Below are 24,761 nucleotides of genomic sequence, written 5' to 3' on the forward strand. Positions count from 1 at the left end.
CGCGACGGTGCCGGACGACGAGGCTGTGGAGCCCGTCGCCGGCACCGCCGCCACGCCGCGGCGCCCACGTCGGCGCCGGGTGCTCAACTGGGTCCTCGGCTCGATCGGCGCTCTGCTGGTCGTGGTGGTGATCGGCGTCGTGGTGTGGAGCCAGATCGGCGTGATGGCCGCAGAACCGGAGCCGCTGGCGTCCGTCCGCGCCGACGAGCGGGTGCGCATCGCGGACGGGCCGGGCGCGATCGTCCTCTCCCCCACCTCAGTGGAATCGGACACGGGTCTGGTGTTCATCCCGGGTGCCAAGGTGGATCCGTGGGCGTACGCGGCGATCCTGGCGGGCATGGTGGCCAAGGACGAAGTGACGGTCGTCATCACGAAGCCCTGGCTGAACCTGGCCTTCTTCGATCCGCGGCCGCTGGATTCCTTCACCGGCCTCGCCCCCGACGTGGACACCTGGATCGTCGGCGGCCACTCGCTGGGCGGGGTGCGCGCGTGTCAGCTCGCCGAGGACGCCGATGCGCTCGCGCTGTTCGCGTCGTACTGCTCCGGCGACCTGTCCGACACCGATCTGCCGGTGCTGAGCCTGGCCGGCACGGACGACGGCCTGTCCACCCCGCAGAAGATCGCCGACGCCCGGCACCTGCTCCCCGCCGACGCGGAGATGGTCGAGATCGAGGGCGCCTCGCACGCCTCGTTCGGCGACTACGGCGCCCAGGCCGGCGACGGCGACCCCACGATCACCCGCGATGAGATGCATGAGGCGGTCACCGGTGGCCTCGGCTCCTTCGCCGATTCGCTGACGCGCTGAACCGGTCGGTCCGCCGTCTCAGTGAACAGCCGCTAACATCGACCCAGACGACGACGTCTGGGGGATCATGCGTGCGAACTATGCCGTCATCGGCGCGGGCCCATCAGGTTTGGCCGCCGCGCGGGCGCTGACGAAGGCCGGGCTGCAGGTGGTGGGGTACGAGGCCGCCGACGGCGTGGGTGGCCTCTGGGACATCGACAATCCCCGATCGAGCATGTACGAATCCGCCCACCTGATCTCGTCGCGCACGACCACCCAGTTCGCCGAGTACCCGATGCGCACCCGCGTCGACTACCCCGGGCACCGCGCGCTGCTGCAGTACTTCCGCGACTACGCCGACCGGTTCGATCTCACGGGGCGCTTCCGCTTCGCCACCACCGTGACCGCGGTCACGCGCGAGCCCGACGGCACCTGGACGGTGGAAGCCACCGGGCCGGAGGGCGCCACCAGCGAGCGCCACACCGGCGTGATCCTCGCCAACGGCACCCTCGCCCATCCCCGCGTGCCGGAGTTCCCCGGCACGTTCAGCGGCGAGCTGCTCCACACCAGCCGGTACAAGAGCGCCACCGCCCTCGCCGGCCGACGGGTGCTCATCATCGGCGCCGGCAACTCCGGCTGCGACATCGCCGTGGATGCCGTGCACCATGCGGCATCCGTCGACATGAGCGTGCGCCGCGGCTACCACTTCGTGCCGCGCTACCTCTTCGGCCGGCCGGCCGACACCCTCAACCAGGGCCGCCCGCTGCCGGCGCGGCTGAAGCAGGCGATCGACACCCGCGTGCTGCGTGCCTTCACGGGCGATCCCACGCGCTTCGGCTTCCCCCGCCCCGACCACCGCCTGTACGAGTCGCACCCCATCGTGAACACGATGCTGCTGAACCACCTCGGTCAGGGCGACCTGCGCATCCGTCCCGACGTCGCAGGGTGGGAGGGCTCGACGGTGCACTTCCGTGACGGCACCCGGGGCGAGTACGACACCGTGCTGCTGGCGACGGGCTACACGCTGGACTATCCCTTCGTCGATCGCGCCGAGCTGAACTGGACGGGCTGGTCGCCGCAGCTGTACCTGAACGTCTTTCCGCCGGCGTTCCGCGGCCTGTTCGTGATGGGCATGATCGAGGCCTCGGGCATCGGATGGCAGGGCCGCTATGAGCAGGCCGAGCTCATCGCCGCCTACCTCACCGCGCCGGAGGCGGTGCAGCGGGACTTCCGCCGCCGGGTGGCGGCCGGCCCGTGGCCCGATCTCACCGGCGGCTACCGGTATCTGGGGCTGGAGCGCATGTCCTACTACGTCAACAAAGACGCCTACCGCCGCGCCGTGCAGGCGGCGACGGCCGGGCTCGGCGGCACGGACGCGGGCGCGGGCGATGGGGAGGCAGGTGCGGGATCGCGCCGGGTGACGCACCGCGTGCGCAGATCGGCGGCACGCGCTGCGCGGGGCGTCCGGGCCGCGTGGGGAAGGAGCAGGGCATGACTCCCGACGACGTGGTGCTGAACTTCACCCCGGGCACCCTCATGATCCTCAACGTCGTGCTGGGGCTCATCATGCTCGGGATCGCGCTGGACACCAGCCCCGACGACTTCCGGGTCGTCGCCCGCAAGCCGCGCCCGTTCGCCGTAGCGATCCTCGCGCAGCTGCTCGTGCTCCCCGCGGTCACCCTGGGCCTCACGCTGCTGCTGCCGGTCACCGCGTCGATGGCGCTCGGCATGATCCTCGTCGCCTGCTGTCCACCGGGGAACATCTCGCAGGTGCTGACCCACCGCGCCGGAGGCAACGTCGCGCTCTCGGTGTCGATGACGGCGGTGGGCAACCTGCTCTACATCGTCGCCCTGCCCTTCAGCATCGCCTTCTGGGGATCGCTGCGGCCCGACACCCGTGCCCTGCTCGCGACGGTCTCGCTCAACGGCTGGCAGATGCTTCTGGAGATCCTGCTCATCATCGGCCTGCCGTTCCTGGTGGGCCTGGCGGTGCGGGCGAAGCTGCCGCGGGTCGCCGCGCGGGCGCAGCCGTTCGTGAAATGGTTCTCGCTCCTGGCCCTGCTCGGCTTCATCCTGGCCGCCCTCATCGGCAACTGGGGCTACTTCGTGGCGTTCCTGGGCGTCATCGTCCTCGTCGTCACGATCCACGACGCCGTCGCGCTGGCCATCGGCTACGGCACCGCGGTGGTCGGGGGTCTCGGCACGCGCGAGCGCAAGGCGGTGACATTCGAAGTCGGCATCCGAAACGCCGGACTCGGGCTGGGGCTGGTGTTCAGCTTCTTCGGCGGCCTGGGCGGCATGGCGATCGTCGCCGGCTGGTGGGGCATCTGGGACATCGTGGCCGGGCTCGTCGTCGCCGGGCTGTGGGCCCGGCACACGCGACGACGCACCGGGTCGGCGAAGGGCGACGCCTCGCGGCACGCGGCGGCATCCGACGTCGGCGGCCGCCCGGCCACCGGCGCGGCGCCCGGCAGCGGGACGGACGCGGCGGCGGGAGGTGCGGCATGACCGGCCAGGACCCGGCCCGAAGCACGGCGGATGCCGGCGCTCGCCGGGGCGCCCGCGTGCTCGTGACCGGCGGCGCGGGGTTCCTCGGCACCCATGTGATCGCCGCCCTGGCAGAGGTGCCGGGCGTGGACCTCGTGGTCGCGGGCGACGTGCGCTCCCCCGTCGACCCGCCGGCCGGAGTCCTCCACGAGCACCTCGACGTGACCCGGCGCGACACGGTCGACCCGGTGCTGCGGCGCCATCGGATCGACGTCGTCGTCCACCTCGCCGCGATCGTGAGCCCCGGGCGCGATCACGACCAGGAGTACCGCGTGGACGTCGATGGGACGTGCCACGTGCTGGAGGCGTGTCTGGAGACCAACGTGCGGCGCATCGTCGTGTCCTCGTCCGGCGCGGCATACGGCTACCACGCCGACAACCCGCCCTGGCTGCGCGAGCACCACCCGGTGCGCGGCAACGAGGAGTTCCCGTACGCCAAGCACAAGCGCCTCGTCGAGCAGCTCCTCGCCGCGTACCGCATGGCCCACCCCGAACTGGAGCAGACGGTGTTCCGCATCGGGACGATCCTCGGCCCCAGCGTGCGCAACCAGATCACCGCACTGTGGGACGGTCCGGGCATCCTCGCCGTGCGGGGATCGGACTCCCCCTTCGTCTTCGCGTGGGTCGACGACGTCGCCGCCGCGATGGCGCGGGCGGCCACCGACGGGCCGCCGGGGGTCTACAACGTCGCCGGCGACGGGTGCCTCACCGTCCGCGAGATCGCCTCCCGGCTGGGCAAGCCGGTGGTGACGGTGCCGCCCGGCCTGCTCGCGGCGGCGCTCCGCCTCGCACAGGCGCTGCGCCTGACGGTGCACGGCCCCGAACAGGTCGGCTTCCTCCGCCATCGTCCGGTGCTCGCGAACGACGCGCTCAAGCAGGATTTCGGGTTCACCCCGTCGCGCACCAGCGCCGAGGCGTTCGAGGAGTACCTCACCGCCCATCCCCGCGTGGCGCGCCGGCGGCGGGCCGCGGCGATCGACCGCTGACGCGGTCAGCCGGCGAAGCCCTCCGCGATGATCTCGATGAGCTCCTCGCGCTCTTCCACACTGAGGAAGGCGCCCGCGGCCGCGTTCAGCTGGAACGCCTCGAGGTCGTCGAGGTCGTACTCGAAGGTCTCGGCCAGCAGGGCGAGCTCTCGCGTGAGCGACGTGCGGCTCTGCGTGCGGTTGTCGACGTTCACGGTGACCGAGAAGCCGAGCTGGTACAGCAGATCGAACGGGTGGTCCGCGAGATCGGTGCCCCATTTCGACGAGGCGCCGGTCTGCAGGTTCGACGAGGGAGAGAGCTCCAACGGGATCTCCCGGTCGCGCACCCAGCGGGAGAGGTCGCCGAGCTGCACGAACACCTCCTCGCCTTCGCGCGAGACGACTTCGAGGTCCTCCGCCAGGCGCACCCCGTGCCCGAGCCGCAGCGCGCGACCGTCGATGAGGGCGGAGCGGATCGAGTCCAGCCCGGCCGCCTCCCCCGCGTGCACGGTCACGGGGAAGAAGTGCGCCGCGAGGTAGTCGAACGCGGCACGGTGCATTGCCGGCGGGAACCCGTCCTCGGCCCCGGCGATGTCGAAGCCCACGGCTCCGCGCGTGCGCATCGCCACCGCCAGCTCGGCGATCTCCATCGAACGGTCGGTGTGGCGCATCGCGGTGAGCAGCTGGCCCACGCGGATGTCGCGGCCACCCGACTCGACGGCATCCTCGCCCTCTTCGATGCCCTCCTGCACCGCTTCCACGGCCTCTTCGAGCGTGAGCCCGGCCTGGAGGTGCTGCTCGGGCGCCCAGCGCACCTCGCCGTAGACCACGCCGTCGGCGGCGAGGTCCTCGACGAACTCCCGAGCGACGCGAGTCAGCCCCTCGCGGGTCTGCATGACCGCCGTGGTGAGGTCGAAGGTCTTCAGGTACTCCACGAGAGAGCCGGAGTCACTGCGCTCCTCGAACCAATCCGCCAGCTCGCCGGGGTCGCTCTCCGGCACCTCCAGCCCGATCTCGTCGGCCAGTTCGATGATCGTCGCCGGGCGCACCGCGCCGTCGAGGTGGTCGTGCAGTGACACCTTGGGCAGTGCGCGCAGAGAGCGTCCCTGCAGCTGGACGTCGCCGTGCTGGTCGATGGCCATGGAGATTCCTTCGTTCGGATGCCGGGTCAGGCGGTGATGCGTTCGAGCACGAGCGGAGTGCGCGCCACTGCAGTGTCGCCGATCTCCCACGCGTCGTCGAGGGCGTCCAGCGCCCGGTCGAAGCGCTGGGCGTCATCCGCGAGCAGCGTGAAGAGCGGCTGCCCCGGGCGGACGGCGTCTCCGGGCTTCACGTGCAGGTCGATGCCGGCGGCGTGCACGACGGGGTCCTGGGCACGGGCGCGCCCGGCCCCCAGCCGCCAGGCGGCGATGCCGAAGGGCAGCGCGTCGAGCCGGGCGACGAAGCCCGACGAGGTCGCCGTGACGGTGTGGGTCTCGCGCGCGACCGGCAGGGCTGCGTCCGGGTCGCCGTCCTGGGCGCGGATCATGGCGCGCCACGTGTCCATCGCGCGGCCATCGCGCAGCGCCGCCTCGACATCGGCATCGGGCTGACCGGCCAGGGCGAGCATCTCGCGGGCGAGGGCGACGGTGAGCTCCACGACGTCGGCGGGACCGCCGCCGGCGAGCACCTCGACGGACTCCCGCACTTCGTTGGCGTTGCCGATCGCGAGCCCGAGCGGGGTGTTCATATCGGTGAGGAGGGCGGTGGTCGCCACTCCCGAGTCGGTCCCGAGCGCGACCATGGTGCGGGCGAGCTCGCGAGCCTTGTCGACATCGCGCATGAACGCGCCGCCGCCGAACTTCACGTCGAGCACGAGCGCGTCGGTGCCCTCGGCGATCTTCTTGGACATGATGCTCGAGGCGATGAGCGGGATCGCCTCGACCGTGCCGGTGACGTCGCGCAGCGCGTAGAGCTTCTTGTCCGCCGGCGCCAGGCCCGACCCGGCGGCGCAGATGACCGCGCCGATGTCACGCAGCTGCGCGAACAGCTCGTCGTTGGTCAGTGCCGCCCGCCATCCGGGGATCGATTCGAGCTTGTCGAGCGTGCCGCCGGTGTGGCCGAGTCCGCGCCCCGAGAGCTGCGGCACGGCGACGCCGAACGAGGCCACGAGCGGAGCCAGCGGGAGGGTGATCTTGTCGCCGACGCCCCCGGTGGAGTGCTTGTCGACGGTCGGCTTGCCGAGGCCACCGAAGCTCATGCGCTCGCCCGAGGCGATCATGGCGTCGGTGAGCACGCGGATCTCGTCGCGCTGCATGCCGTTGAGCAGGATCGCCATCGCGAACGACGCCATCTGCGCGTCGGCGACGTAGCCGCGGGTGTAGGCGTCGACCATCCAGCGCAGCGCGTCCTCGGGGACGGCTCCCCCGTCGCGCTTGGCGCGGATGACGTCGACGGCGTCGAAAGGCTCGGGCGTGCTCATCGTGCTGCTTCCTCCAGGTCGCGCGGCCCGAACGCGTCGGGCAGCACTTCGTCGATCGTGCGGATGCCGGAGACGGTCTCCAGCAGCATGCCGGGCAGCGAGAACTCGTAGAGCAGCTGCCGGCAGCGTCCGCACGGCATGATCGTCTGGCCGTCGTTGTTCACGCAGACGAAGGCCACCAGCTGTCCGCCGCCGGACATCTGCAGGTCGCCCACCAGCGCGCACTCGGCGCACAGGCCCACCCCGTACGAGGCGTTCTCCACGTTGCACCCCGCCACCACGCGGCCGTCGGTGACGAGGGCCGCAGCACCCACCCGATACCGCGAGTAGGGGGCGTACGCCCGCTCCATGGCCTCCGTCGCGACGGCGCGGAGATGGTCCCAATCGATGTCGGTCATGTCAGTGTCATCCCTTGATGTATGGCTTGCCGGCTGCCGCGGGTCCGCGGATCTGGCCGGCGAACCCGGCCACGGCGATGATCGTGACGACGTAGGGCAGCATGAGCATGAACTCGCTCGGAATGGGCGTGCCCAGCACCGTCAGCAGGTTCTGAAGGTTGGTCGCGAAGCCGAACAGCAGCGCGGCCAGGGCGGCGCGGATGGGATCCCAGCGGCCGAAGATCACGGCGGCCAGGGCGATGAAGCCGAGACCCGCGGTCATCTCCTTGCCGAACTGCGGCACCGACACCAGGGTGAAGTACGCCCCGCCCACGCCGGCGATCGCACCGGCCAGCGACACGTTCCAGAAGCGGGACATGTTGACCTTGATGCCCACGGTGTCGGCGGCCTGCGGGTGCTCGCCGACGGCGCGCAGACGCAGTCCCCAGCGGGTGCGGTACAGGCCCCACGCCACGACGGCGACGGTGATGTACATGAGGTACACCAGGAACGTCTGGTTGAACAGCACCGGTCCGATGATCGGGATGTCGCTCAGCAGCGGGATCTCCAGCCGCGTGAAGCGCACCGGGCGGTTGAGCGTGTTCTCGTTGGGCACCAGCAGCGCGCCGTAGAGGAAGCCGGTGAGTCCGGTGACGAGCACGTTCAGCACGACACCGACGATCACCTGGTCGACGAGGTACTTGATCGCGAACGCGGCCAGCACGAAGGCGACCAGCACGCCGCCGATCATCGCGCCGATCAGGCCGATGAAGGGGTTTCCGGTGATGCTGGACAGCAGCGCCGCCGAGAAGGCGCCCAGCAGCAGCTGGCCCTCGATGGCGACGTTGACCACGCCGACCCGTTCGCCGATGACCCCGCCCAGGGCGCCGAAGACCAGCGGCACCGACAGGGAGATCGCCCCGAACAGCAGACCGGTGACGGGCACCAGTCCGCCCGCGGCGGCCCACACCAGGAAGGCGAACACGCCGAGCACGGAGAAGACGATGATCAGCCACAGCGGCGGGCGACGGTACGACCAGGCATCCCACGCCGCCCAGGCCGTCAGCGCCAGCAGCAGCACGACCAGCAGCCAGCTGGTGGGTGCCGTGGGCAGCTCGACGTTGGGGAGCGCGATCGCCGAGGAGGCGTCGCCCAGGCGGAAAGTGCTGACACCATCGCGCGGGGCGAAGAAGAACAGTGCGGCCAGCAGCACCGTGACCAGCGCCAGGACCACGGGCACCTTCAGGTGCCGCTCCTTGACGGTGCCGAGCTGCAGGGCGCCGGGGTTGGGCGCCGTGGATGCGAGCGCGTTCATGCCACCACCGCCTTCTTCGCGGCCTTGGCTCTGGCCTTGGCCGCCTTCTCGACGTCGGTCTTGGGAAGGAAGAACACCGCGCGCAGCAGCGGCGGCGCCGCGATGAACAGCACGATGAGCGCCTGCACGACCAGCACGATGTCGACGGGGATGCCCTGGGCCTGCATCGAGAACGAGCCGGACTTCAACGCGCCGAACAGGATGCCGGCGGCGAAGGTGCCCCACGCCCGGCTGCGACCGAGGAGGGCCACGGTGATGGCGTCGAACCCGATGCCGGCGTCGATCGATCCGCTGAAGCCGGAGGTCACCGACCCCTGGATCTGGCTCATCGCGGCGAGGCCGGCCAGGCCGCCGGCGAAGAGCATGGCGTACACGTAGATGCGCTTGACGTTGATGCCGGCGGCGCGGGCGGCGTGCGGGTTCTCACCCACGGCACGCAGGCGCATGCCGAGGCTGGAGAACTCCACGATCCACCACACCGCGATCGTCGCGATGATCACCATGACGAAGCCCCAGTCCAGCAGCGGGAACGCCGCGCCGAACAGCTCGGGGAACTGGGCGGTTTCGGGCGTCGCCGAGGAGATGGGCTGGTTCGTTCCCGGCTTCTGCAGCAGTCCGGGGGTGCGGATCATCCACAGCAGCAGGTAGTAGGCGACGTAGTTGAGCATGATCGTGAGGATCACTTCGTGCGCGCCGGTGCGTGCCTTGAGCACACCCACGATGCCGCCCCACAGGGCGCCGCCGATGATGCCCGCGAGCATCGTCAGCGGCATGTGCAGGAAGAACGGCAGGTCGAGGTTGAACGCGAACAGCCCGGCGAACATCACGCCGACGAGCATCTGGCCGCGGGCGCCGATGTTGAACAGGCCGACGCGGAACGCCAGCGCCACGCCCAGACCGGCCGCGATGAGCGGTGCGGCGAAGCCCAGCGAGCTGGTCAGCGGGCGGATCTGGGCCGCGAAGTCCGCACCGCGCGGGTTGAACACCGCGCCGCGGAAGAGCGCCTCGTATCCGCCGTAGACGGCTTGCCAGATCGCGCTGAAGGTGTCGCCGGGGCGGGAGAAGAAATACCCGGCCGCCTCCTGCACGTCCTCGTCGGTGAAGGCGATCAGGATGCCGCCGACGATCATGGCCAGCACGATCGCGAGGATCGTGGTGAACGCGCTGCCGCGCAGCAGATCCTTGAAGAAGACGTTGGTCCGCGGCGGCGGCGGGATCTGCGGCTCACCCGCGAGCGGGCTGTTCACCGGCGGGAGCTGCTCGGGCGGCAGCCCCTTGGTCACGTCGTCGGGACCGGGCGTCGTGCCGGTCATGCTGCCACCTCCGGGTCGCTGGCGCCGGCCATCATGAGGCCGAGGATGTCGCGCGGGGTGTCGCCGGGGACGACGCCGACGATCGCGCCGCGGTACATGACCGCGATGCGGTCAGCCAGCGCGGTGACCTCGTCCAGCTCGGTGGACACCACGATCACCGGAACGCCGCTGTCGCGGGTCTCGATGATGCGCTTGTGGATGAATTCGATGGAGCCGACGTCGACGCCGCGGGTCGGCTGAGCGGCGACCAGCAGCCGCAGCTCACGGCTGAGCTCGCGGGCGATGACGACCTTCTGCTGGTTGCCTCCGGAGAGGGTCGCGGCCAGGGTGTGCGGGCCCTGCGTGCGGATGTCGTACTCGGCGATGCGGTCGCGCGCGAACGCATCGAGAGTCGGGCGCATGATCGTCCCCGCGCGCACGAACTCCTTGTCCGACGAACGGTCCAGGATGAGGTTCTCGGCGACCGAGAACCCTCCGACCAAGCCGTCCTCGTTGCGGTCCTCGGGGACGAAGCCGACGCCGGCATCGAGGATGCCGCGCACGCTCTTTCCCACCAGCTCCGTGCCGTCGAGGCTGATGGAGCCCTCCACACGGGCGGCGAGACCGACGATCGCGTCGACCAGTTCGGTCTGACCGTTGCCCTGCACGCCCGCGATGGCGAGCACCTCGCCGGGGCGCACGTCGAAGCTGACGTTGTCCACGACGATGCCGCCGCTGAGGGTGAGCACGCGGAGGTCGCGCACCTCGAGTCCGCCGGAGCCCACGTGCGGCGGCTGCTTCTGCACGGTCAGCTCGACCGCGCGGCCGACCATGAGGGAGGCCAGCTCGGTGTTCGACGCCGTCGGCGATGCCTCGCCGACCACCGCGCCGTGGCGGATGACGGTGATGCGATCAGCGACCTCGCGCACCTCGCGCAGCTTGTGCGTGATGAACACGATCGAGGTGCCCTCACTGCGCAGCTGGCGCATGATCGTCATCAGCTCGTCGGTCTCCTGCGGGGTGAGCACCGCGGTGGGCTCGTCGAAGACGAGCACCTTCGCGTCACGGGAGAGCGCCTTGATGATCTCGACGCGCTGCTGCACACCCACCGGCAGGTCGCCGACGGTGGCATCCGGGTCGATCTCGAACCCGAACCGGTCGGCCACGGCGCGCACGTGCGCGCGGGCGGCGGCGAGGTCGAGCCTGCCCAAGCCCTTCGTGGACTCGTGGCCCAGCATGACGTTCTCGGCGACGGTGAACACCGGGATCAGCATGAAGTGCTGGTGCACCATGCCGATGCCCGCCGCCATCGCGTCACCCGGCCCGCGGAAGTGCTGCGGCACCCCGTCGAGCAGGATCTCGCCCTCGTCAGCCTGATACAGGCCGTAGAGGACGTTCATCAGCGTGGACTTGCCGGCACCGTTCTCGCCGAGGAGCGCATGGATCTCACCCGGATTCACGGTGAGATCGATCCTGTCGTTGGCGACGAGGCTGCCGAATCGTTTGGTGATTCCGCGAAGCTCGAGCTTCATAACTGCACCCTATTCCAGGAGCCGCCTCGCGGGGAAAACGGCTCTCCCTGTCCATGGACATGCTCGGGGCGGGCAGCGACGAGCGCTGCCCGCCCCGAGCGAGACTTCAGAAGGTCACGGAGAGTTCGGGGACTCCACCGTGATGTCACCGGCGATGATCTGCTCCTGCAGCGCCGCCAGCTCGTCGGCGAGGCCCTCGGGCAGCTCGCTCTCGAAGTCGTGGAATCCGGAGAGCTTGACGCCCTCGTTCTCCAGCGTGCCGACGTACGGCTCGACGTCGAAGTCGCCGCCGGCGGCCTCGAGCGTTGCGTCGTACACGGCCACGTCGATGGCCTTCATGATCGACACGAGGGTCACGTCGGTGACGCTCTCATCGGCCACGGCGAGGTCCTTGTCCACGCCCAGCATGACGACATCCAGGCCACCGTCGGCGATGGCCGCCGCGGCGCTCTGGTAGATCGGTCCACCGACGGGGAGGATGACGTCCACACCCTGGTCGAGCACGCCCTGCGCGGTCTGCTTGGCGGTGTCGTTGGCCGCGAAGCCGCCGGTGAAGGCGCCCTCCTGTGCGGCGGTGTCCCAGCCGAAGACCTGCACGGAGCCGGACTTGTCCTCGTTGTACTTGTCGACGCCCTGCTCGAAGCCGTCCATGAACACGGCGACCGACGGGATCTGCATGCCGCCGAAGGTGCCGACCTTGTTCACGTCGTTCTGAGCCGACCAGGCGGCCGCGGCGTAGCCGCCGAGGTACGACGCCTGCGCGGTGTCGAAGACGAGGGGCTTGATGTTCGGGGCGTCGGTGGCGCCGTCGAAGTCGTTGTCGGCCCAGTCGTCGATGATCGCGTAGTCGATCTCGGGGTTGGCCAGCGCCGACTCGACCGTGGCGGCCGAGAGGTTGAAGCCGACCGAGACGATGAACGAGCAGCCCTCGGAGACGAGCGTCTCGAGGTTCGGCGCGTAGTCGTTGGGCGAGGTCGACTCCATCTCGATGCCCTCGATGCCGAGCTCCTCGAGAGCACGGTCCATGCCCTCCTTGGCCGACTGGTTGAACGAACGATCGTTCCAGCCGCCCTCGTCGGAGATCAGGCAGGGCTTGAAGTCGTCTGCCGGCTCGGGTGCGGCATTGCCGCCGGTGTTCTCCTCGGGCGCGGTTCCGCAGCCGGCGAGGGCGACGAGCAGCGCAGCGGCGCCGGTTGCGCCGAGGACCTTCTTGGTGGTCGAGATGGTCAATGCAGCCTCCACATTGATGGCCGCCGCGGATTTCGCGACGCCAGTTGAAAGTTACCTACTGTGACGCGATGCCCTTGACCACATCGCCCCTTCATGGCCAATGGTTACAAAGACGCAATCATCGCGTCATAGAGAGCTCACAACACGTCCCCGCGGCCGGTGAGTTTGAGGGCATCGACAACGCCCTTCACGCGCTGGGCGTGCTCACTGGTGGTGACCAGCAGCGCGTCCTCGGTGTCGACGACCACGATGTCCTGCACGCCGATCAGGCTGATGACACGAGAGGTCTGACTCACCACGATCCCGCTGGCCGCATCCGAGAGGATGCGGGCGTTCTTCCCCAGGATCGCCAGCTCGTTGCGTCCGTGGGAGTTGAGCTTGGCCAGGCTGGCGAAGTCCCCCACGTCGTCCCAGTCGAAGTGACCGGGGATCACGGCCAGGCGACCCTTCTCGGCCGCCGGCTCGGCCACGACGTAGTCGATGGCGATCTTGGGAAGTGTCGGCCACACCCGGTCGACGACGGGACCGCGACGCTCCCGGTCGTCCCACGCCTCCGCGAGCTCCAGCAGTCCGGCGTGCAGCTCCGGCGCATTCTCGGCGAGCTCGGCCAGGAGCACATCCGCCCGGGAGATGAACATGCCCGCGTTCCACAGGTAGGAGCGGTCGCCGAAGTACTCCTTCGCGGTCTCGAGATCGGGCTTCTCCACGAAGCGCTCGACGATCGCGGCCTCCGGGGCGCCGTCGACGATCAGCTCGCCGTCCTTCTTGATGTAGCCGAACCCCACCGAGGGTTCTGAGGGCTGGATGCCGATCGTGCAGATGTACCCGTCCCGTGCCACGGCGACGGCCTGCTGCACCGCGAACTCGAACGTGCGCGTGCCGCGGATGACGTGATCGGCGGCGAACGAGCCGATGATGACGTCGGGCTCCCTCCGCACCAGCACGGCCGCGGCCAACCCGATCGCCGCGGCGGACTCCCGCTGCTCGGATTCGAGGAACACGTTGCGATCGGGGATCCCGGGCAGCTGCTCCTCGACGGCGGCGCGGTGCGCGCGCCCGGTGACCACGGCGATGCGGTCGGCACCGGACAGCGACTCCAGCCGGTCCCAGGTGTCGCGCAGCAGCGTCTGGCCGGAGCCGGTGAGGTCGTGCAGGAACTTGGGCGCGTCGGCGCGCGACAGCGGCCACAGCCGGCTGCCGATGCCCCCCGCGGGGATGACGGCGTAGAAGTCCGGGATGGTGTGGGACATACCCCCAGGCTATCGACACCACACATCCGGACCCCTTATCGGCCGACCCTGCCGCCGGACGCCCCGGCCCGCGCCGTCGCCCAGCACTCGATCCGCGGGAATAGGATGGAGGCGCGTCCCTTGTGGCGCACCGCGGACGACGCCCCCGATCGTGAGAGCGAGCCGCCAACCCCCTGTCGATCATGGAGGACGAAAGTGGCTGCACCAGCACGCCTCACACCGTCGGTGACCGAGACCACGTCGAGAACACCGCGGGGCACCCTGTACCGCGGCAACGAGGGCATGTGGTCGTGGGTCCTGCACCGCATCACCGGTGTTGCGATCTTCTTCTTCCTGCTCGTGCACGTGCTCGACACGGCGCTGATCCGCGTGGCCCCCGAGGCGTACAACGCGGTCATGAGCACCTACAAGAACCCGATCATGGGCATCGGCGAGGTCGTGCTGGTCGCGGCCGTCGCCTACCACGCCTACAACGGGCTGCGCATCATCCTCGTGGACTTCTGGTCCAAGGGTGCGCGCTACCAGCGCCAGCTGTGGTGGGGCGTCCTCGCCCTCTGGCTGGTGACCCTGGTGCCCTTCACGGTGCGCCATCTGTCCATCGTCTTCGCCGCCGGATGGGGAGACCACTGATGACTTCCGAGACCCTCGCCGCGCCCCGCACGCCGCACTCGACGCCCCGTAAGAAGGGCGCGAACCTCGAGAAGTGGGGCTGGATCTACATGCGCGTCTCCGGCGTGCTGCTGGTCGTGCTGATCTTCGGCCACCTCTTCGTGAACCTGATGCTGGGCGAAGGCATCCACGGCATCGACTTCGCGTTCGTCGCCGGCAAGCTCGCCTCGCCGTTCTGGCAGTGGTGGGACGTGCTGATGCTGTGGCTGGCGTTCATCCACGGCGCCAACGGCATGCGCACGATCGTCAACGACTACGTCACCGGACCCAAGGCCCGTCGCGTGCTGGTGTGGGCGATCTGGCTGTCGGCCGGTTTCATGATCGTCCTGGGCACGCTCGTGGTGTTCACCTTCGACCCGTGCCTCGGGATCGAGAACAGCACCACGCAGTGGCTGATCGAGAAGTGCGCGGCGTAGCGACGCCGCGCGACACAGCAGAGATTGAAGGCATCTGACACGTGAGCACCCAGAGCGAAGGCAGCGTCGTCAAGGACGGCGTGCACTACCACCAGTTCGACATCGTGATCGTGGGCGCCGGCGGTGCCGGCATGCGCGCGGCGATCGAAGCCGGGCCCGGCGCGAAGACCGCCGTGATCTCCAAGCTGTACCCGACCCGCTCGCACACCGGTGCGGCGCAGGGCGGCATGGCGGCGGCCCTGGCCAACGTCGAAGAGGACTCGTGGGAGTGGCACACCTTCGACACCGTCAAGGGCGGCGACTACCTCGTCGACCAGGATGCCGCGGAGATCCTGGCCAAGGAGGCGATCGACGCCGTCATCGACCTCGAGAACATGGGGCTGCCGTTCAACCGCACCCCCGAGGGCAAGATCGACCAGCGTCGCTTCGGCGGGCACACCGCCGACCACGGCAAGACGCCGGTGCGCCGCGCCTGCTACGCCGCCGACCGCACCGGTCACATGATCCTGCAGACGCTGTTCCAGAACTGCGTCAAGCTCGGCATCAACTTCTTCAACGAGTTCTACGTGCTCGACCTCATCACGGTGAAGGCCGAGGACGGCTCGATGCAGGTCGCGGGCGTCGTCGCCTACGACCTCGCGACGGGCGACCTCCACGTCTTCCAGTCCAAGGCGACGATCTTCGCCACGGGCGGGTTCGGCAAGATCTTCAAGACGACCTCCAACGCCCACACCCTCACCGGTGACGGCGTCGGCGTCATCTGGCGCAAGGGTCTGCCGCTGGAGGACATGGAGTTCTTCCAGTTCCACCCGACCGGCCTGGCCGGTCTCGGCATCCTCCTCACCGAGGGCGCCCGCGGCGAGGGAGCGATCCTGCGCAACGCCTCGGGTGAGCGCTTCATGGAGCGCTACGCGCCCACCATCAAGGACCTCGCCCCGCGCGACATCGTGAGCCGCTGCATGGTGCAGGAGGTGGCCGAGGGCCGCGGCGCCGGACCCGAGCGCGACTACGTGCTGCTGGACTGCACGCACCTGGGCGCCGAGGTGCTCGAGACGAAGCTCCCCGACATCACGGAGTTCGCCCGCACCTACCTGGGCGTGGACCCGGTCGTGGAGCCCGTACCGGTCATGCCGACCGCCCACTACGCGATGGGCGGCATCCCGACGAACGTCAACGCCGAGGTGCTCAGCGACAACACCACGGTCGTCCCGGGCCTCTACGCCGCCGGCGAATGCGCCTGCGTGTCGGTGCACGGCTCGAACCGCCTCGGCACCAACTCGCTGCTGGACATCAACGTGTTCGGCAAGCGCGCCGGGCGCAACGCCGTCGAGTACGTGCAGACCGCAGACTTCGTGCCCCTGCCGGAGGACCCGGCCAAGGAGGTGCGGGAGATGATCGAGAGCCTGCGCAACAACCCGGGCACCGAGCGCATCGCCGTGCTCCGCAAGACCCTGCAGGACGAGATGGACCGCAAGGCCCAGGTGTTCCGCACCGACGAATCGCTCTCCGAGGTCATGGACGTCATCGCGGACCTCCGCGAGCGCTACCGCAACGTGCACGTCGACGACAAGGGCAAGCGCTTCAACACCGACCTGCTCGAAGCGGTCGAGCTCGGCTTCCTGCTCGACCTCGCCGAGGTCGTCGTCGTCACCGCCCGCAACCGCAAGGAGAGCCGTGGCGGTCACATGCGCGACGACTACCCCAAGCGCGACGACGAGAACTACATGAAGCACACGATGGCGTACCTCTCCGGCGACCCGCATTCGTCGCACCCGGAGGACCACATCCGCCTGGACTGGAAACCCGTCGTCATCACCCGCTACCAGCCGATGGAGAGGAAGTACTAGGCATGGCCAGCGCACTCGCCCCCGCCGAGACGGCCGACGCCGTGGAGTCCGGCGCCACCGGCATCCAGTCGTTCCTCGTCACGTTCATCATCCGCCGCTTCGACCCGGAGAAGGACACCGAGCCGCGCTGGGTGGACTACGACGTGGAGCTGTACGCCACCGACCGCGTGCTCGACGCCCTGCACAAGATCAAGTGGGAGGTCGACGGCTCGCTGAGCTTCCGCCGCTCGTGTGCCCACGGCATCTGCGGCTCGGACGCCATGCGCATCAACGGCCGCAACCGCCTGGCCTGCAAGACGCTCATCAAGGACCTCGACATCTCCAAGCCCATCTACGTGGAGGCCATCAAGGGCCTGCCGCTGGAGAAGGACCTGATCGTCGACATGGAGCCGTTCTTCGCGTCGTACCGCGAGGTGCAGCCGTTCCTCATCTCGAACTCCGCGCCGGAGCCGGGCAAGGAGCGCATCCAGACGATCGCGAACCGCGAGATCTTCGACGACACCACCAAGTGCATCCTGTGCGCGGCGTGCACCTCGTCGTGCCCCGTGTTCTGGACCGACGGGCAGTACTTCGGCCCCGCCGCGATCGTCAACGCCCACCGGTTCATCTTCGACTCGCGCGACGACGCCGGCGACGCACGCCTGGACATCCTCAACGACAAGGAGGGGGTGTGGCGCTGCCGCACCACCTTCAACTGCACCGAGGCGTGCCCCCGCGGCATCGAGGTCACCAAGGCCATCGCCGAGGTCAAGCAGGCGATCCTGCGCAAGTAGTCGCGCACTGCGCGCTGAACGGGGGCGGATGCCGGCGGGTGCGGCATCCGCCCTCGCTACGCTGTCGACGTGAGCTCTTCACCTGCGCGGCCGCCGTCGGATGACGCCGGCTGGCGTGCTCGGTGGGACGACTCCGCGCTGCGGGGGCGACTCGACGAGCCCCTCGACCGCGCGAACAAGCTCACACGCCGCACACTGAAGGCGTTCCCCGTGCGGGTGTGGCGGCATTTCCTGCGGCACAACGGATTCCTCCTGGCGGCGAGCATCAGCTACCAATCGCTGTTCTCGATCTTCGCCGCCCTGTACTTCGCGTTCGCCTTGGCGGGCGCGTGGCTCGGCTCGCGCGCACAGGCCGTGGCCGGGCTCATCACGATCGTCGACACCTACGTGCCCGACCTCATCTCCGCCGGCGGGGTCATCTCCCCCGACGAGGTCGAGGCCATCGCCCGCAGCAGCGGCGGCGTGCTCGCGGTCACGGGTGTCGTGGCCTTCCTCGTGGCGGTATGGACCGCGATCGGGTTCGTCACCTTCACCCGCCGCGCCGTGCGCGACATCTTCGGACTGCCCTTCGACGGGCGCAACTACTTCCTGCTGAAGGCGCGTGACCTCGTCGCGGCTCTGCTGTTCGGCGCCGCCCTGGTGGTGGGTGCGGGTCTGTCGAGCTTCGCCGCCGGCGCGCTGAACGTGCTGCTGGGCGCCCTCGACATCGGCGACACCTCCACCTGGGTGCAGGTGCTCAGCCGCGTGCTCTCCGTCGCCGTCGCCTTCGGCATCGCCGCGACCGCGATGGCGGGGCTGTTCCGCTTTCTCGCCGGGACTTCGCTGCCGTGGCGCACCATCTGGCCCGGCGCCCTGCTCGGCGGGGCGGGACTGGTGGTGCTGCAGCTGGGTGCCGGCACACTGCTGTCCTACACGCCGTCCAACCCGCTGCTGGTGACCTTCTCCGCGCTCATCGGCATGCTCCTGTGGTTCCGGCTGAACGGCGTGGTGATCCTGGTGGCCGCGTCGTGGATCGCCGTCGCCGCCGCCGACCACGAGATCCCGCTGACGCACCTGACCGATGCCGAGCGCCGCCGGCGTGAACTGGGCGCCCTGGCCATCGCGGCCGAGGTGCGCCTGCGCCGCGTGCGCGCCGAACGGGCCGCCGCCCCCTGGTGGCGGCGGTGGATCGCCGACCGGCGCGTGAGCGCGGCCCGGGCGGACCTGGCGCGCGCCCGCGCCGCGGTGCCCCCCGAGGACGAGCCCCGCCTGCTCACATTCGACTGAGCATCGGCCGTGCGGCGGTGTCCGCTCCCCCGATTACGCTTGCCGTCGTGCCCCGAACGATCCGCATCGCCTCCGTCAACGTCAACGGCATCCGTGCCGCCGTCCGCAAGGGCATGACGCCCTGGCTCGAAGACGCGGGAGTGGACGTCCTCACCCTGCAGGAGGTGCGGGCCGAGGCCGCGGACCTGGCCGCCGCCCTGCCGGGCTGGCACGTGGTCAACGACGAGGCACTGGCCAAGGGCCGCGCCGGTGTCGCGATCGCCGCCCGCGAGCCCCTCGACGTCTGGCGCACCGACCTCGGCGGCGACGACACCCTCGATGCGAAGGGCCGCTGGGTCGAGGCCGACATCGAGGTCGACGGCGAGCGGCTCACCGTCGTGAGCGCCTACGTCTTCACGGGGCAGGTCGACACCGACAAGCAGGTCGCGAAGTACGCGTTCCTCGACGCGATGGAGGCGCGGATGCCGCTCCTCGCCGCGGACGGCTCGCTCGCCGTCATCACCGGGGACCTCAATGTCGGGCATCGGGAGCTCGACATCCGCAATTGGAAGGGCAACGTCAAGAAGGCCGGGTTCCTCCCGCGCGAGCGGGCGTACTTCGACCGGTTCACCGGGCCCGCCGGCGCCGAGGTGCGAGGCGTCGACGGATCGACGGGCACCGGCCTCGGCTGGATCGATGTGGGGCGCACCTTCCATGGCGAGGTCGACGGCCCGTACACGTGGTGGTCGAACCGCGGAAAGGCGTTCGACACCGACACCGGCTGGCGCATCGACTACCACCTCGCCTCCCCCGCCCTCGGGTCCCGGGTGGTGGACTACCGCGTCGTCCGCGCGCCCTCGTGGGACACCCGCTGGAGCGACCACGCGCCGGTGATCGCCGACTACACCCTCGGCGTCTGAGCCCGGCACGGCGAGGGCGGTGGCATCCGCTCTCTAGACTGGAGGGGTGACCAGACCCCGCCTCTACTCCGGAATGCAGCCCTCCGCCGATTCGCTCCAGGTCGGCAACTACATCGGGGCGCTTCTGCAGTGGCGTGACCTGCAGGAGGCGTACGAGGCGTACTTCTCGGTGGTGGACCTGCACGCGCTCACCCAGCCGAACGATCCAGGGGTGCTGCGGGAGAAGACCCGCCGCACGGCCGCGCAGTACATCGCCGCCGGCATTGAGCCGTCGCGGTCGACCCTGTACGTGCAGTCGCACGTGCGCGCCCACGCCGAGCTGGCCTGGATCCTGTCGACCATCACCGGTTTCGGCGAGGCGTCACGCATGACGCAGTTCAAGGACAAGTCGCAGCGCTACGGCGCCGACACCACCTCGGTCGGGCTGTTCACCTACCCGATCCTGATGGCCGCGGACATCCTGCTGTACCAGACCGACATCGTGCCGGTCGGCGACGACCAGAAGCAGCACGTCGAGCTCACCCGCGACCTCGCGGCGCGCTTCAACTCGCGCTACGGCGAGACGTTCACCGTGCCGATGCCGGTGATCCAGAAGGAGACGGCGCGCATCTACGACCTGCAGGACCCGCTGGCGAAGATGTCGAAGTCGGCCGAGTCCGACGCCGGCGTGCTGTGGCTGCTGGATGACCCGAAGGTCTCGGCGAAGAAGATCATGCGCGCCGTCACCGACAGCGAGGGCGTGGTGCGGTACGACCGGGAGAACAAGCCCGGGGTGTCGAACCTCCTCGTGATCTATGCGGCGCTGACGGGTCGGCAGATCCCCTCGATCGAGGACGAGTACGCCGGCCGTGGCTACGGCGACTTCAAGAAGGGACTCGCCGAGGTCGTGGTCGAGGAGTTCGGCCCCGTGCGCGCCCGCGCCCTGGAGCTGCTCGACGACCCCGCCGAGCTCGACCGCGTGCTCGCCGCCAACGCGGCCCGCGCCGACGAGGTCGCCGACAAGACGCTGTCGCAGGTCTACGACCGCGTGGGTCTGCTGCGCCGAGGCTGAGGTCCCGGCGGGCCACCCCGTCGCTTCCCACCGCAGGGCACCGGCGCGCTCGGCGTCGGCCGGTCCGCATGACCGACGCCGGCCGGGCGGGCGCGCGCCGCGTTCCGGGGGGGCGCGTGCACAACGTCGCCGAACCGGCTGCGAGGGCCCGTCGACAGCCACCGCAGGCCGGCGCACCGACGCGATCACCGTCGTTGTGCGCGGCCCAGGCCTTGTCCGAGGCCGCACCCAGGGGCAGGATCGGACAATCGCGCGACGCGGTGCCACCCTCCGAGGAGCAGCCATGCCCGAGAAGAAGCCCTGGACCACCGGACGTCTCGATGGCAGGATCGCCGTGGTCACCGGGGCGGCGCGCGGAATCGGCGCGGCCGCCGCAGTCGCCCTCGCACGGGCGGGCGCCGACGTTGTCGGGATCGACATCATCGCCGTGGTCAGCCGCGCCGACGACTTCCCGCCCGCGACCCAGGGGGAACTGGACGACACCGGCGCCCGGGTGCGCGATGCCGGCACGCGCTGCTGGGCATCGTCGCCGATCACCGCGACATCGGCGCGCTCCGCGACGTCGCGACCGAGGTCGAGACGACCTGGGGCGGCGTGGACATCGTCTTCGCGAACGCCGGCATCCAGGCTTTCAAGCCCATTCTCGAGATGGCGGACGCCGACTGGCACGACCAGATCGACAACAACCTCACCGGCACTGCGAACATGCTGCGCGTCTTCGCGCCGCTGCTGGTGCGCCGCGGAGGGGGGCGGATCATCGTGACGTCGTCGACGCAGGGCCAGCACGGCACCAAGTGGGGGTCGGCCTACTCGGCGTCGAAGTGGGGCATCATCGGGCTGATGAAGTCCGCGGCGCTGGAGCTCGGAGCCCACGGCATCACGGTGAACGCCGTGATCCCGGGCCTCGTCGACACGGCGCTCACGCGCCATGAGGACCGGTACGCGCAGGCGATCGCCGTCTCGGGGTCGTCGCCGTCGGGCGATGTCGCCGACGACGAGGCGACCGCCCGCCGGATGCTGGCTGCCAAGAGCCCCATGGGCCTGCCCTGGATCGAGCCGGAGGACGTCGCGCCGCTCGTGGTGTTCCTCGCGTCGGACGAAGCGCGGCTGATCAGCGGGACCTCGCTCGCGGTCACGGCCGGGGACAGCGCGAACGTCACCGCCTGACCCGCGCGGCGGGTGTCACGCCGAGGCGTGCACAACGTCGCGGATCCGGCGCGCCGCCGGGCTACGGCGCGCGTGTGCTGCGCCGGCGGGGACGGGTGGCGACGTTGTGCACGCGACGCAGCGGCGCCCCGTGCGCCATCACGTCACGGAGGGCGGCGATCACCTCGTCCGGCCGGTGGATGACGTCCTCCGCAATCGGTCGCAGCGTGACGTAGCCCAGGCGCGCGGCCTGGAGGTCGCGCCGGCGGTCGCGACGTCCCTCGAGCCATCCGCCGTGGAACTGCGCGCTGTCGCACTCGATGATGAGCCAGCCGTCGACGACGAGGTCCACCCGGCCCACGCCCGGGATGAGGACCTGCACCTCGACCTGCCACCCCTGGGCGCGCAGCATCAGACGCAGCAGCGTCTCGATGCCCGACTCCGCGCGCCGGTCGAGGTGGGCGCGCAGGATGCCGAAGCGTCGCGGCAGCAGCCGGAACACGTCCGCGATGCCCGCCTCGTCCACCCGACCCTGGTGCCATGCGCTGTCCAGGGTGGCGATGGCCGCCCGCGGGGGCTGGCACCGGCATGCCTGCGCGAGGGCCTCGATGAGCGGTGCGGCGAGCGCATCGGACGCCGCCGCTGTGCACCGCCAGTGGCGCTCCAGCCCGTCGCGACGCGGCGGGAGACGGGTGGCGCCGTAGTCCATCTGGACGTGCGTGGCGGTCGCGTCGAGCACGAAGACGCCCCAGGCCGCCAGCAGCGAGAGGCAGTCGAGGCGGCCGCCCTCACGGGCCGCGAGCAGGAAGGCGGGCGGACAGTCACCGGGCACATACGTTCCGCGTCGCACGCGAATCAGCGCGCCGCCCGCGACTGCTGAGTCGATCCGGCGGCGCGGCACCCCGCCGGCGCGCAGCATCGCGTAGCTGACGGTGGTCGGCGAGGTGCCGACGACGGGGGTCGGGATCACCCTCCCACTGTGTCGCGGCGGCATCGCCGTCCTTCGGCGATCGGCTGGTCCGTGGACAGCTGCCCGTGTTGCCAGGCCTGGGGAGGAGGCGCCGCGGCCGGCGCGCGCGGCGGCGGGCGTGCAGAATGTCGCGACCGTCGCGGGGCACGACGGACACCACCGGGGCACAACGTCGCGGGATCGGGGCGCAGGGCCGTGAACGCGTCAGGGACCGCCCCGGTGCGGGCGGGGTGGCGACGTTGTGCACGCCGCTCGGGGCGCGCGGCGGCGGAGTGGCGACGTTGTGCACGGACAGCCACGACAACGGCCTGTCAAGCGCGGCGGGCCTCGGCGGGCCTCGGCGGGCCGCGGCGGGCCGCGGCGGGCCGCGGCGGGCGGCGGGCTGCCATGTGCGGGCGGCGGTGGGTGCGGGCGGCAGTGGGCGCGGGCGGGGCGCGCGGCGGCGCAGGGCGGCGGCGGAAGGCGGACGGCCGCGACGGAGTTAGGCTCGAATGATGCAACCCGTCAGTCTCCGCACGTCCCGCCTCGAGCTGTCGCTCCCGACCCCGGCCGATGCCGACGCCGTGACGGAGGCCGCGCAGGACCCCGAGGTGCCGCGGTGGACCACCCTCCCCTCCCCCTACACCCGCACGCACGCCGATGACTTCATCGCTCTGGCCGCCCAGTGGTGGGAGGACGAGACCGAGCTCACGTGGGCGATCCGCCACGACGGGCAGTGGATCGGCATGATCGGCCTGCAGCACCTGCGCCCCGGCGGCGACGCCGAGATCGGCTTCTGGATGGCCGCCGGCGCACGCGGCCAGGGCTACCTCGGCGAGGCGGCCCGCGCGGTGATCGACTTCTCCTTCGGTGAGGCGCTGCGCCTGCAGCGGGTGGAGTGGCAGGCGATCGTCGGCAACATCCCCTCCGCGCGCACCGCGCGCTCGCTCGGGTTCCGCTACGAGGGCCTGATGCGCCAGAAGCTCGTCGACCCGCGCGGGCGCCACGACGGCTGGGTCGCCGGTCTCCTCCCCACCGACGACCGCACCCCCGTGGACTGGCCGATCCTGGCGGTCTGACCGCCGCGGTGCCGGCGGTTCGTGCCAGGATGCCGGTATGCCCGAGATGCCGGAGGTGCAGGGACTGGTCGACTTCCTCGGCGAGCGCACACGCGGCCTGCGCGTGACGACCGCACGCGTGGCGAGCATCGCCGCGCTGAAGACCTATGACCCTCCGGTCGACGCGCTCGTCGGCGCGGGGATCGAGACGGCGGCACGGCACGGGAAGTTCATCGACCTCGCCGCCCGCACCGATGCCGGCGAAGCGCTGCACCTCGTGTTCCACCTGGCCAAAGCCGGGTGGCTGCGGTGGTACGACGCCCTGCCCGCCACGGTGATCAAGCCGGGCCGCACCCCGATCGCGCTGCGCATCGGCTTCGACGACGGCTCGGGCTTCGACCTCACCGAGGCCGGCACCAAGAAGTCGCTCGCCGTGTACGTCGTGCGCGACCCCGCCGAGGTGCCCGGCATCGCCCGTCTCGGCCCCGACCCGCTCGCGCCGGGATTCGACCGCGACGCGTTGGCCGGCCTGCTCGCGGGCCGCCGCACCCAGATCAAGGGGGTGCTGCGCGACCAGTCGATCATCGCCGGCATCGGCAACGCCTACTCGGACGAGATCCTCCACGCCGCACGCATGTCGCCGTACGCCCTCGCGGCCGGCCTCGATGACGGTGAGGTCGACCGGCTGTTCGCGGCACTGCGCGACACCCTCGCCGAAGCACTCGCCGCGGCATCGGGCAAGCCCCCGGCGGACCTGAAGGATGCCAAGCGCCGCGGCATGCGGGTGCATGGGCGGCGGGGCGAGGCGTGCCCCGTGTGCGGAGACGAGGTGCGGTCGGTCTTCTTCGCCGACAACTCCCTGGAGTACTGCGCCACCTGCCAGACCGGCGGCAAGGTGCTCGCCGACCGCCGCCTGTCACGCCTGCTGAAGTAG

Annotated in this window: 23 protein-coding genes; 14 read left to right on the forward strand and 9 right to left on the reverse strand. The window is 70.5% G+C overall.

Annotation, left to right across the window (positions count from 1 at the left end):
• Positions 1–7 precede the first annotated feature (7 nt).
• The 4 genes from QNO26_RS11750 (at position 8) to QNO26_RS11765 (ending at position 4,317) form a co-directional block, all read left to right on the forward strand.
• Positions 8–805, forward strand: a complete 798-nt coding sequence (locus QNO26_RS11750) for an alpha/beta hydrolase (RefSeq protein ID WP_257526493.1) — start codon at positions 8–10, stop codon at positions 803–805.
• A gap of 67 nt (positions 806–872) precedes the next feature.
• A complete protein-coding gene (locus QNO26_RS11755) occupies positions 873–2,279 on the forward strand; it encodes a flavin-containing monooxygenase (RefSeq protein WP_257526492.1) in 1,407 nt (468 codons plus the stop codon).
• A complete protein-coding gene (locus QNO26_RS11760) occupies positions 2,276–3,292 on the forward strand; it encodes a bile acid:sodium symporter family protein (protein WP_257526491.1) in 1,017 nt (338 codons plus the stop codon). The genes QNO26_RS11755 and QNO26_RS11760 overlap by 4 nt, the downstream gene beginning before the upstream one ends.
• Positions 3,289–4,317: an NAD-dependent epimerase/dehydratase family protein gene (locus QNO26_RS11765; protein WP_257526490.1), complete on the forward strand. Its 1,029-nt coding sequence runs from the start codon at positions 3,289–3,291 to the stop codon at positions 4,315–4,317. The genes QNO26_RS11760 and QNO26_RS11765 overlap by 4 nt, the downstream gene beginning before the upstream one ends.
• A gap of 5 nt (positions 4,318–4,322) precedes the next feature.
• On the opposite strand, the gene QNO26_RS11770 is transcribed toward QNO26_RS11765, so the two are convergent.
• The 8 genes from QNO26_RS11770 to QNO26_RS11805 all read right to left on the reverse strand — a co-directional run bounded on the left by QNO26_RS11770 (position 4,323) and on the right by QNO26_RS11805 (position 13,753).
• Positions 4,323–5,438 (reverse strand): adenosine deaminase, encoded by a 1,116-nt coding sequence (locus QNO26_RS11770; protein ID WP_257526489.1) that lies wholly within the window; start codon positions 5,436–5,438, stop codon positions 4,323–4,325.
• A gap of 26 nt (positions 5,439–5,464) precedes the next feature.
• On the reverse strand, positions 5,465–6,757 hold the full coding sequence (locus tag QNO26_RS11775) for a thymidine phosphorylase (protein ID WP_257526488.1): 1,293 nt from the start codon (positions 6,755–6,757) through the stop codon (positions 5,465–5,467).
• Positions 6,754–7,155 carry a cytidine deaminase gene (locus QNO26_RS11780; protein WP_257526487.1) on the reverse strand — a complete coding sequence of 134 codons (402 nt, stop codon included), beginning with the start codon at positions 7,153–7,155 and terminating at the stop codon, positions 6,754–6,756. The genes QNO26_RS11775 and QNO26_RS11780 overlap by 4 nt, the downstream gene beginning before the upstream one ends.
• Positions 7,156–7,162: 7 nt before the next feature.
• Positions 7,163–8,449 (reverse strand): ABC transporter permease, encoded by a 1,287-nt coding sequence (locus QNO26_RS11785; protein WP_257526486.1) that lies wholly within the window; start codon positions 8,447–8,449, stop codon positions 7,163–7,165.
• A complete protein-coding gene (locus QNO26_RS11790; RefSeq protein WP_257526485.1) occupies positions 8,446–9,762 on the reverse strand; it encodes an ABC transporter permease in 1,317 nt (438 codons plus the stop codon). Before QNO26_RS11790 ends, QNO26_RS11785 begins: the two co-directional genes overlap by 4 nt.
• The gene (locus tag QNO26_RS11795; RefSeq protein ID WP_257526484.1) at positions 9,759–11,273 is read right to left on the reverse strand and encodes an ABC transporter ATP-binding protein; all 1,515 of its coding nucleotides are present in this window, start codon (positions 11,271–11,273) and stop codon (positions 9,759–9,761) included. The genes QNO26_RS11790 and QNO26_RS11795 overlap by 4 nt, the downstream gene beginning before the upstream one ends.
• A gap of 114 nt (positions 11,274–11,387) precedes the next feature.
• Complete coding sequence (locus QNO26_RS11800) at positions 11,388–12,503, reverse strand: BMP family lipoprotein (RefSeq protein ID WP_257526483.1); 1,116 nt, start codon at positions 12,501–12,503, stop codon at positions 11,388–11,390.
• A gap of 137 nt (positions 12,504–12,640) precedes the next feature.
• The gene (locus tag QNO26_RS11805) at positions 12,641–13,753 is read right to left on the reverse strand and encodes a mannose-1-phosphate guanylyltransferase (RefSeq protein WP_257526482.1); all 1,113 of its coding nucleotides are present in this window, start codon (positions 13,751–13,753) and stop codon (positions 12,641–12,643) included.
• A 195-nt stretch (positions 13,754–13,948) separates the two neighbouring features.
• Between QNO26_RS11805 and sdhC the strand changes: the two genes are divergently transcribed.
• From sdhC to QNO26_RS11845, 8 genes are all read left to right on the forward strand, one after another.
• A complete protein-coding gene (sdhC, locus tag QNO26_RS11810; RefSeq protein WP_257526481.1) occupies positions 13,949–14,383 on the forward strand; it encodes a succinate dehydrogenase, cytochrome b556 subunit in 435 nt (144 codons plus the stop codon).
• On the forward strand, positions 14,383–14,838 hold the full coding sequence (locus tag QNO26_RS11815; RefSeq protein WP_257526480.1) for a succinate dehydrogenase hydrophobic membrane anchor subunit: 456 nt from the start codon (positions 14,383–14,385) through the stop codon (positions 14,836–14,838). The genes sdhC and QNO26_RS11815 overlap by 1 nt, the downstream gene beginning before the upstream one ends.
• Before the next feature lie 41 nt (positions 14,839–14,879).
• Positions 14,880–16,685 (forward strand): succinate dehydrogenase flavoprotein subunit, encoded by a 1,806-nt coding sequence (gene sdhA / locus QNO26_RS11820; RefSeq protein ID WP_257526479.1) that lies wholly within the window; start codon positions 14,880–14,882, stop codon positions 16,683–16,685.
• Positions 16,686–16,687: 2 nt separating this feature from the next.
• Positions 16,688–17,458: a succinate dehydrogenase iron-sulfur subunit gene (locus QNO26_RS11825; protein WP_257526478.1), complete on the forward strand. Its 771-nt coding sequence runs from the start codon at positions 16,688–16,690 to the stop codon at positions 17,456–17,458.
• Positions 17,459–17,527: 69 nt separating this feature from the next.
• The gene (locus QNO26_RS11830) at positions 17,528–18,724 is read left to right on the forward strand and encodes a YihY/virulence factor BrkB family protein (RefSeq protein ID WP_257526477.1); all 1,197 of its coding nucleotides are present in this window, start codon (positions 17,528–17,530) and stop codon (positions 18,722–18,724) included.
• Between the two features lie 47 nt (positions 18,725–18,771).
• Positions 18,772–19,623 carry an exodeoxyribonuclease III gene (locus tag QNO26_RS11835; RefSeq protein ID WP_257526476.1) on the forward strand — a complete coding sequence of 284 codons (852 nt, stop codon included), beginning with the start codon at positions 18,772–18,774 and terminating at the stop codon, positions 19,621–19,623.
• A gap of 46 nt (positions 19,624–19,669) precedes the next feature.
• On the forward strand, positions 19,670–20,674 hold the full coding sequence (gene trpS, locus QNO26_RS11840) for a tryptophan--tRNA ligase (protein ID WP_257526474.1): 1,005 nt from the start codon (positions 19,670–19,672) through the stop codon (positions 20,672–20,674).
• 543 nt (positions 20,675–21,217) lie between these two features.
• Positions 21,218–21,841: an SDR family NAD(P)-dependent oxidoreductase gene (locus tag QNO26_RS11845; RefSeq protein ID WP_257533569.1), complete on the forward strand. Its 624-nt coding sequence runs from the start codon at positions 21,218–21,220 to the stop codon at positions 21,839–21,841.
• A 61-nt stretch (positions 21,842–21,902) separates the two neighbouring features.
• Here QNO26_RS11845 and QNO26_RS11850 read toward each other — a convergent pair whose 3' ends face one another.
• Complete coding sequence (locus tag QNO26_RS11850) at positions 21,903–22,790, reverse strand: endonuclease domain-containing protein (RefSeq protein WP_257526473.1); 888 nt, start codon at positions 22,788–22,790, stop codon at positions 21,903–21,905.
• 494 nt (positions 22,791–23,284) lie between these two features.
• Here QNO26_RS11850 and QNO26_RS11855 point away from each other — a divergent pair, with 494 nt between their 5' ends.
• A complete protein-coding gene (locus tag QNO26_RS11855; protein ID WP_257526472.1) occupies positions 23,285–23,848 on the forward strand; it encodes a GNAT family N-acetyltransferase in 564 nt (187 codons plus the stop codon).
• Positions 23,849–23,885: 37 nt separating this feature from the next.
• Positions 23,886–24,761, forward strand: a complete 876-nt coding sequence (locus QNO26_RS11860; protein WP_257526471.1) for an Fpg/Nei family DNA glycosylase — start codon at positions 23,886–23,888, stop codon at positions 24,759–24,761.

Source organism: Microbacterium sp. zg-Y1090 (assembly GCF_030246945.1).
Taxonomy (GTDB): Bacteria; Actinomycetota; Actinomycetes; order Actinomycetales; family Microbacteriaceae; genus Microbacterium; species Microbacterium wangruii.

Coding starts and splice junctions, on each gene's coding strand:
- QNO26_RS11755 (WP_257526492.1), top strand. CDS start 873: ATGCGTGCGAACTATGCCGTCATCGGCGCGGGCCCATCAGGTTTGGCC.
- QNO26_RS11760 (WP_257526491.1), top strand. CDS start 2,276: ATGACTCCCGACGACGTGGTGCTGAACTTCACCCCGGGCACCCTCATG.
- QNO26_RS11765 (WP_257526490.1), top strand. CDS start 3,289: ATGACCGGCCAGGACCCGGCCCGAAGCACGGCGGATGCCGGCGCTCGC.
- QNO26_RS11770 (WP_257526489.1), bottom strand. CDS start 5,438: ATGGCCATCGACCAGCACGGCGACGTCCAGCTGCAGGGACGCTCTCTG.
- QNO26_RS11775 (WP_257526488.1), bottom strand. CDS start 6,757: ATGAGCACGCCCGAGCCTTTCGACGCCGTCGACGTCATCCGCGCCAAG.
- QNO26_RS11780 (WP_257526487.1), bottom strand. CDS start 7,155: ATGACCGACATCGATTGGGACCATCTCCGCGCCGTCGCGACGGAGGCC.
- QNO26_RS11785 (WP_257526486.1), bottom strand. CDS start 8,449: ATGAACGCGCTCGCATCCACGGCGCCCAACCCCGGCGCCCTGCAGCTC.
- QNO26_RS11790 (WP_257526485.1), bottom strand. CDS start 9,762: ATGACCGGCACGACGCCCGGTCCCGACGACGTGACCAAGGGGCTGCCG.
- QNO26_RS11795 (WP_257526484.1), bottom strand. CDS start 11,273: ATGAAGCTCGAGCTTCGCGGAATCACCAAACGATTCGGCAGCCTCGTC.
- QNO26_RS11805 (WP_257526482.1), bottom strand. CDS start 13,753: ATGTCCCACACCATCCCGGACTTCTACGCCGTCATCCCCGCGGGGGGC.
- QNO26_RS11815 (WP_257526480.1), top strand. CDS start 14,383: ATGACTTCCGAGACCCTCGCCGCGCCCCGCACGCCGCACTCGACGCCC.
- QNO26_RS11825 (WP_257526478.1), top strand. CDS start 16,688: ATGGCCAGCGCACTCGCCCCCGCCGAGACGGCCGACGCCGTGGAGTCC.
- QNO26_RS11855 (WP_257526472.1), top strand. CDS start 23,285: ATGCAACCCGTCAGTCTCCGCACGTCCCGCCTCGAGCTGTCGCTCCCG.
- QNO26_RS11860 (WP_257526471.1), top strand. CDS start 23,886: ATGCCCGAGATGCCGGAGGTGCAGGGACTGGTCGACTTCCTCGGCGAG.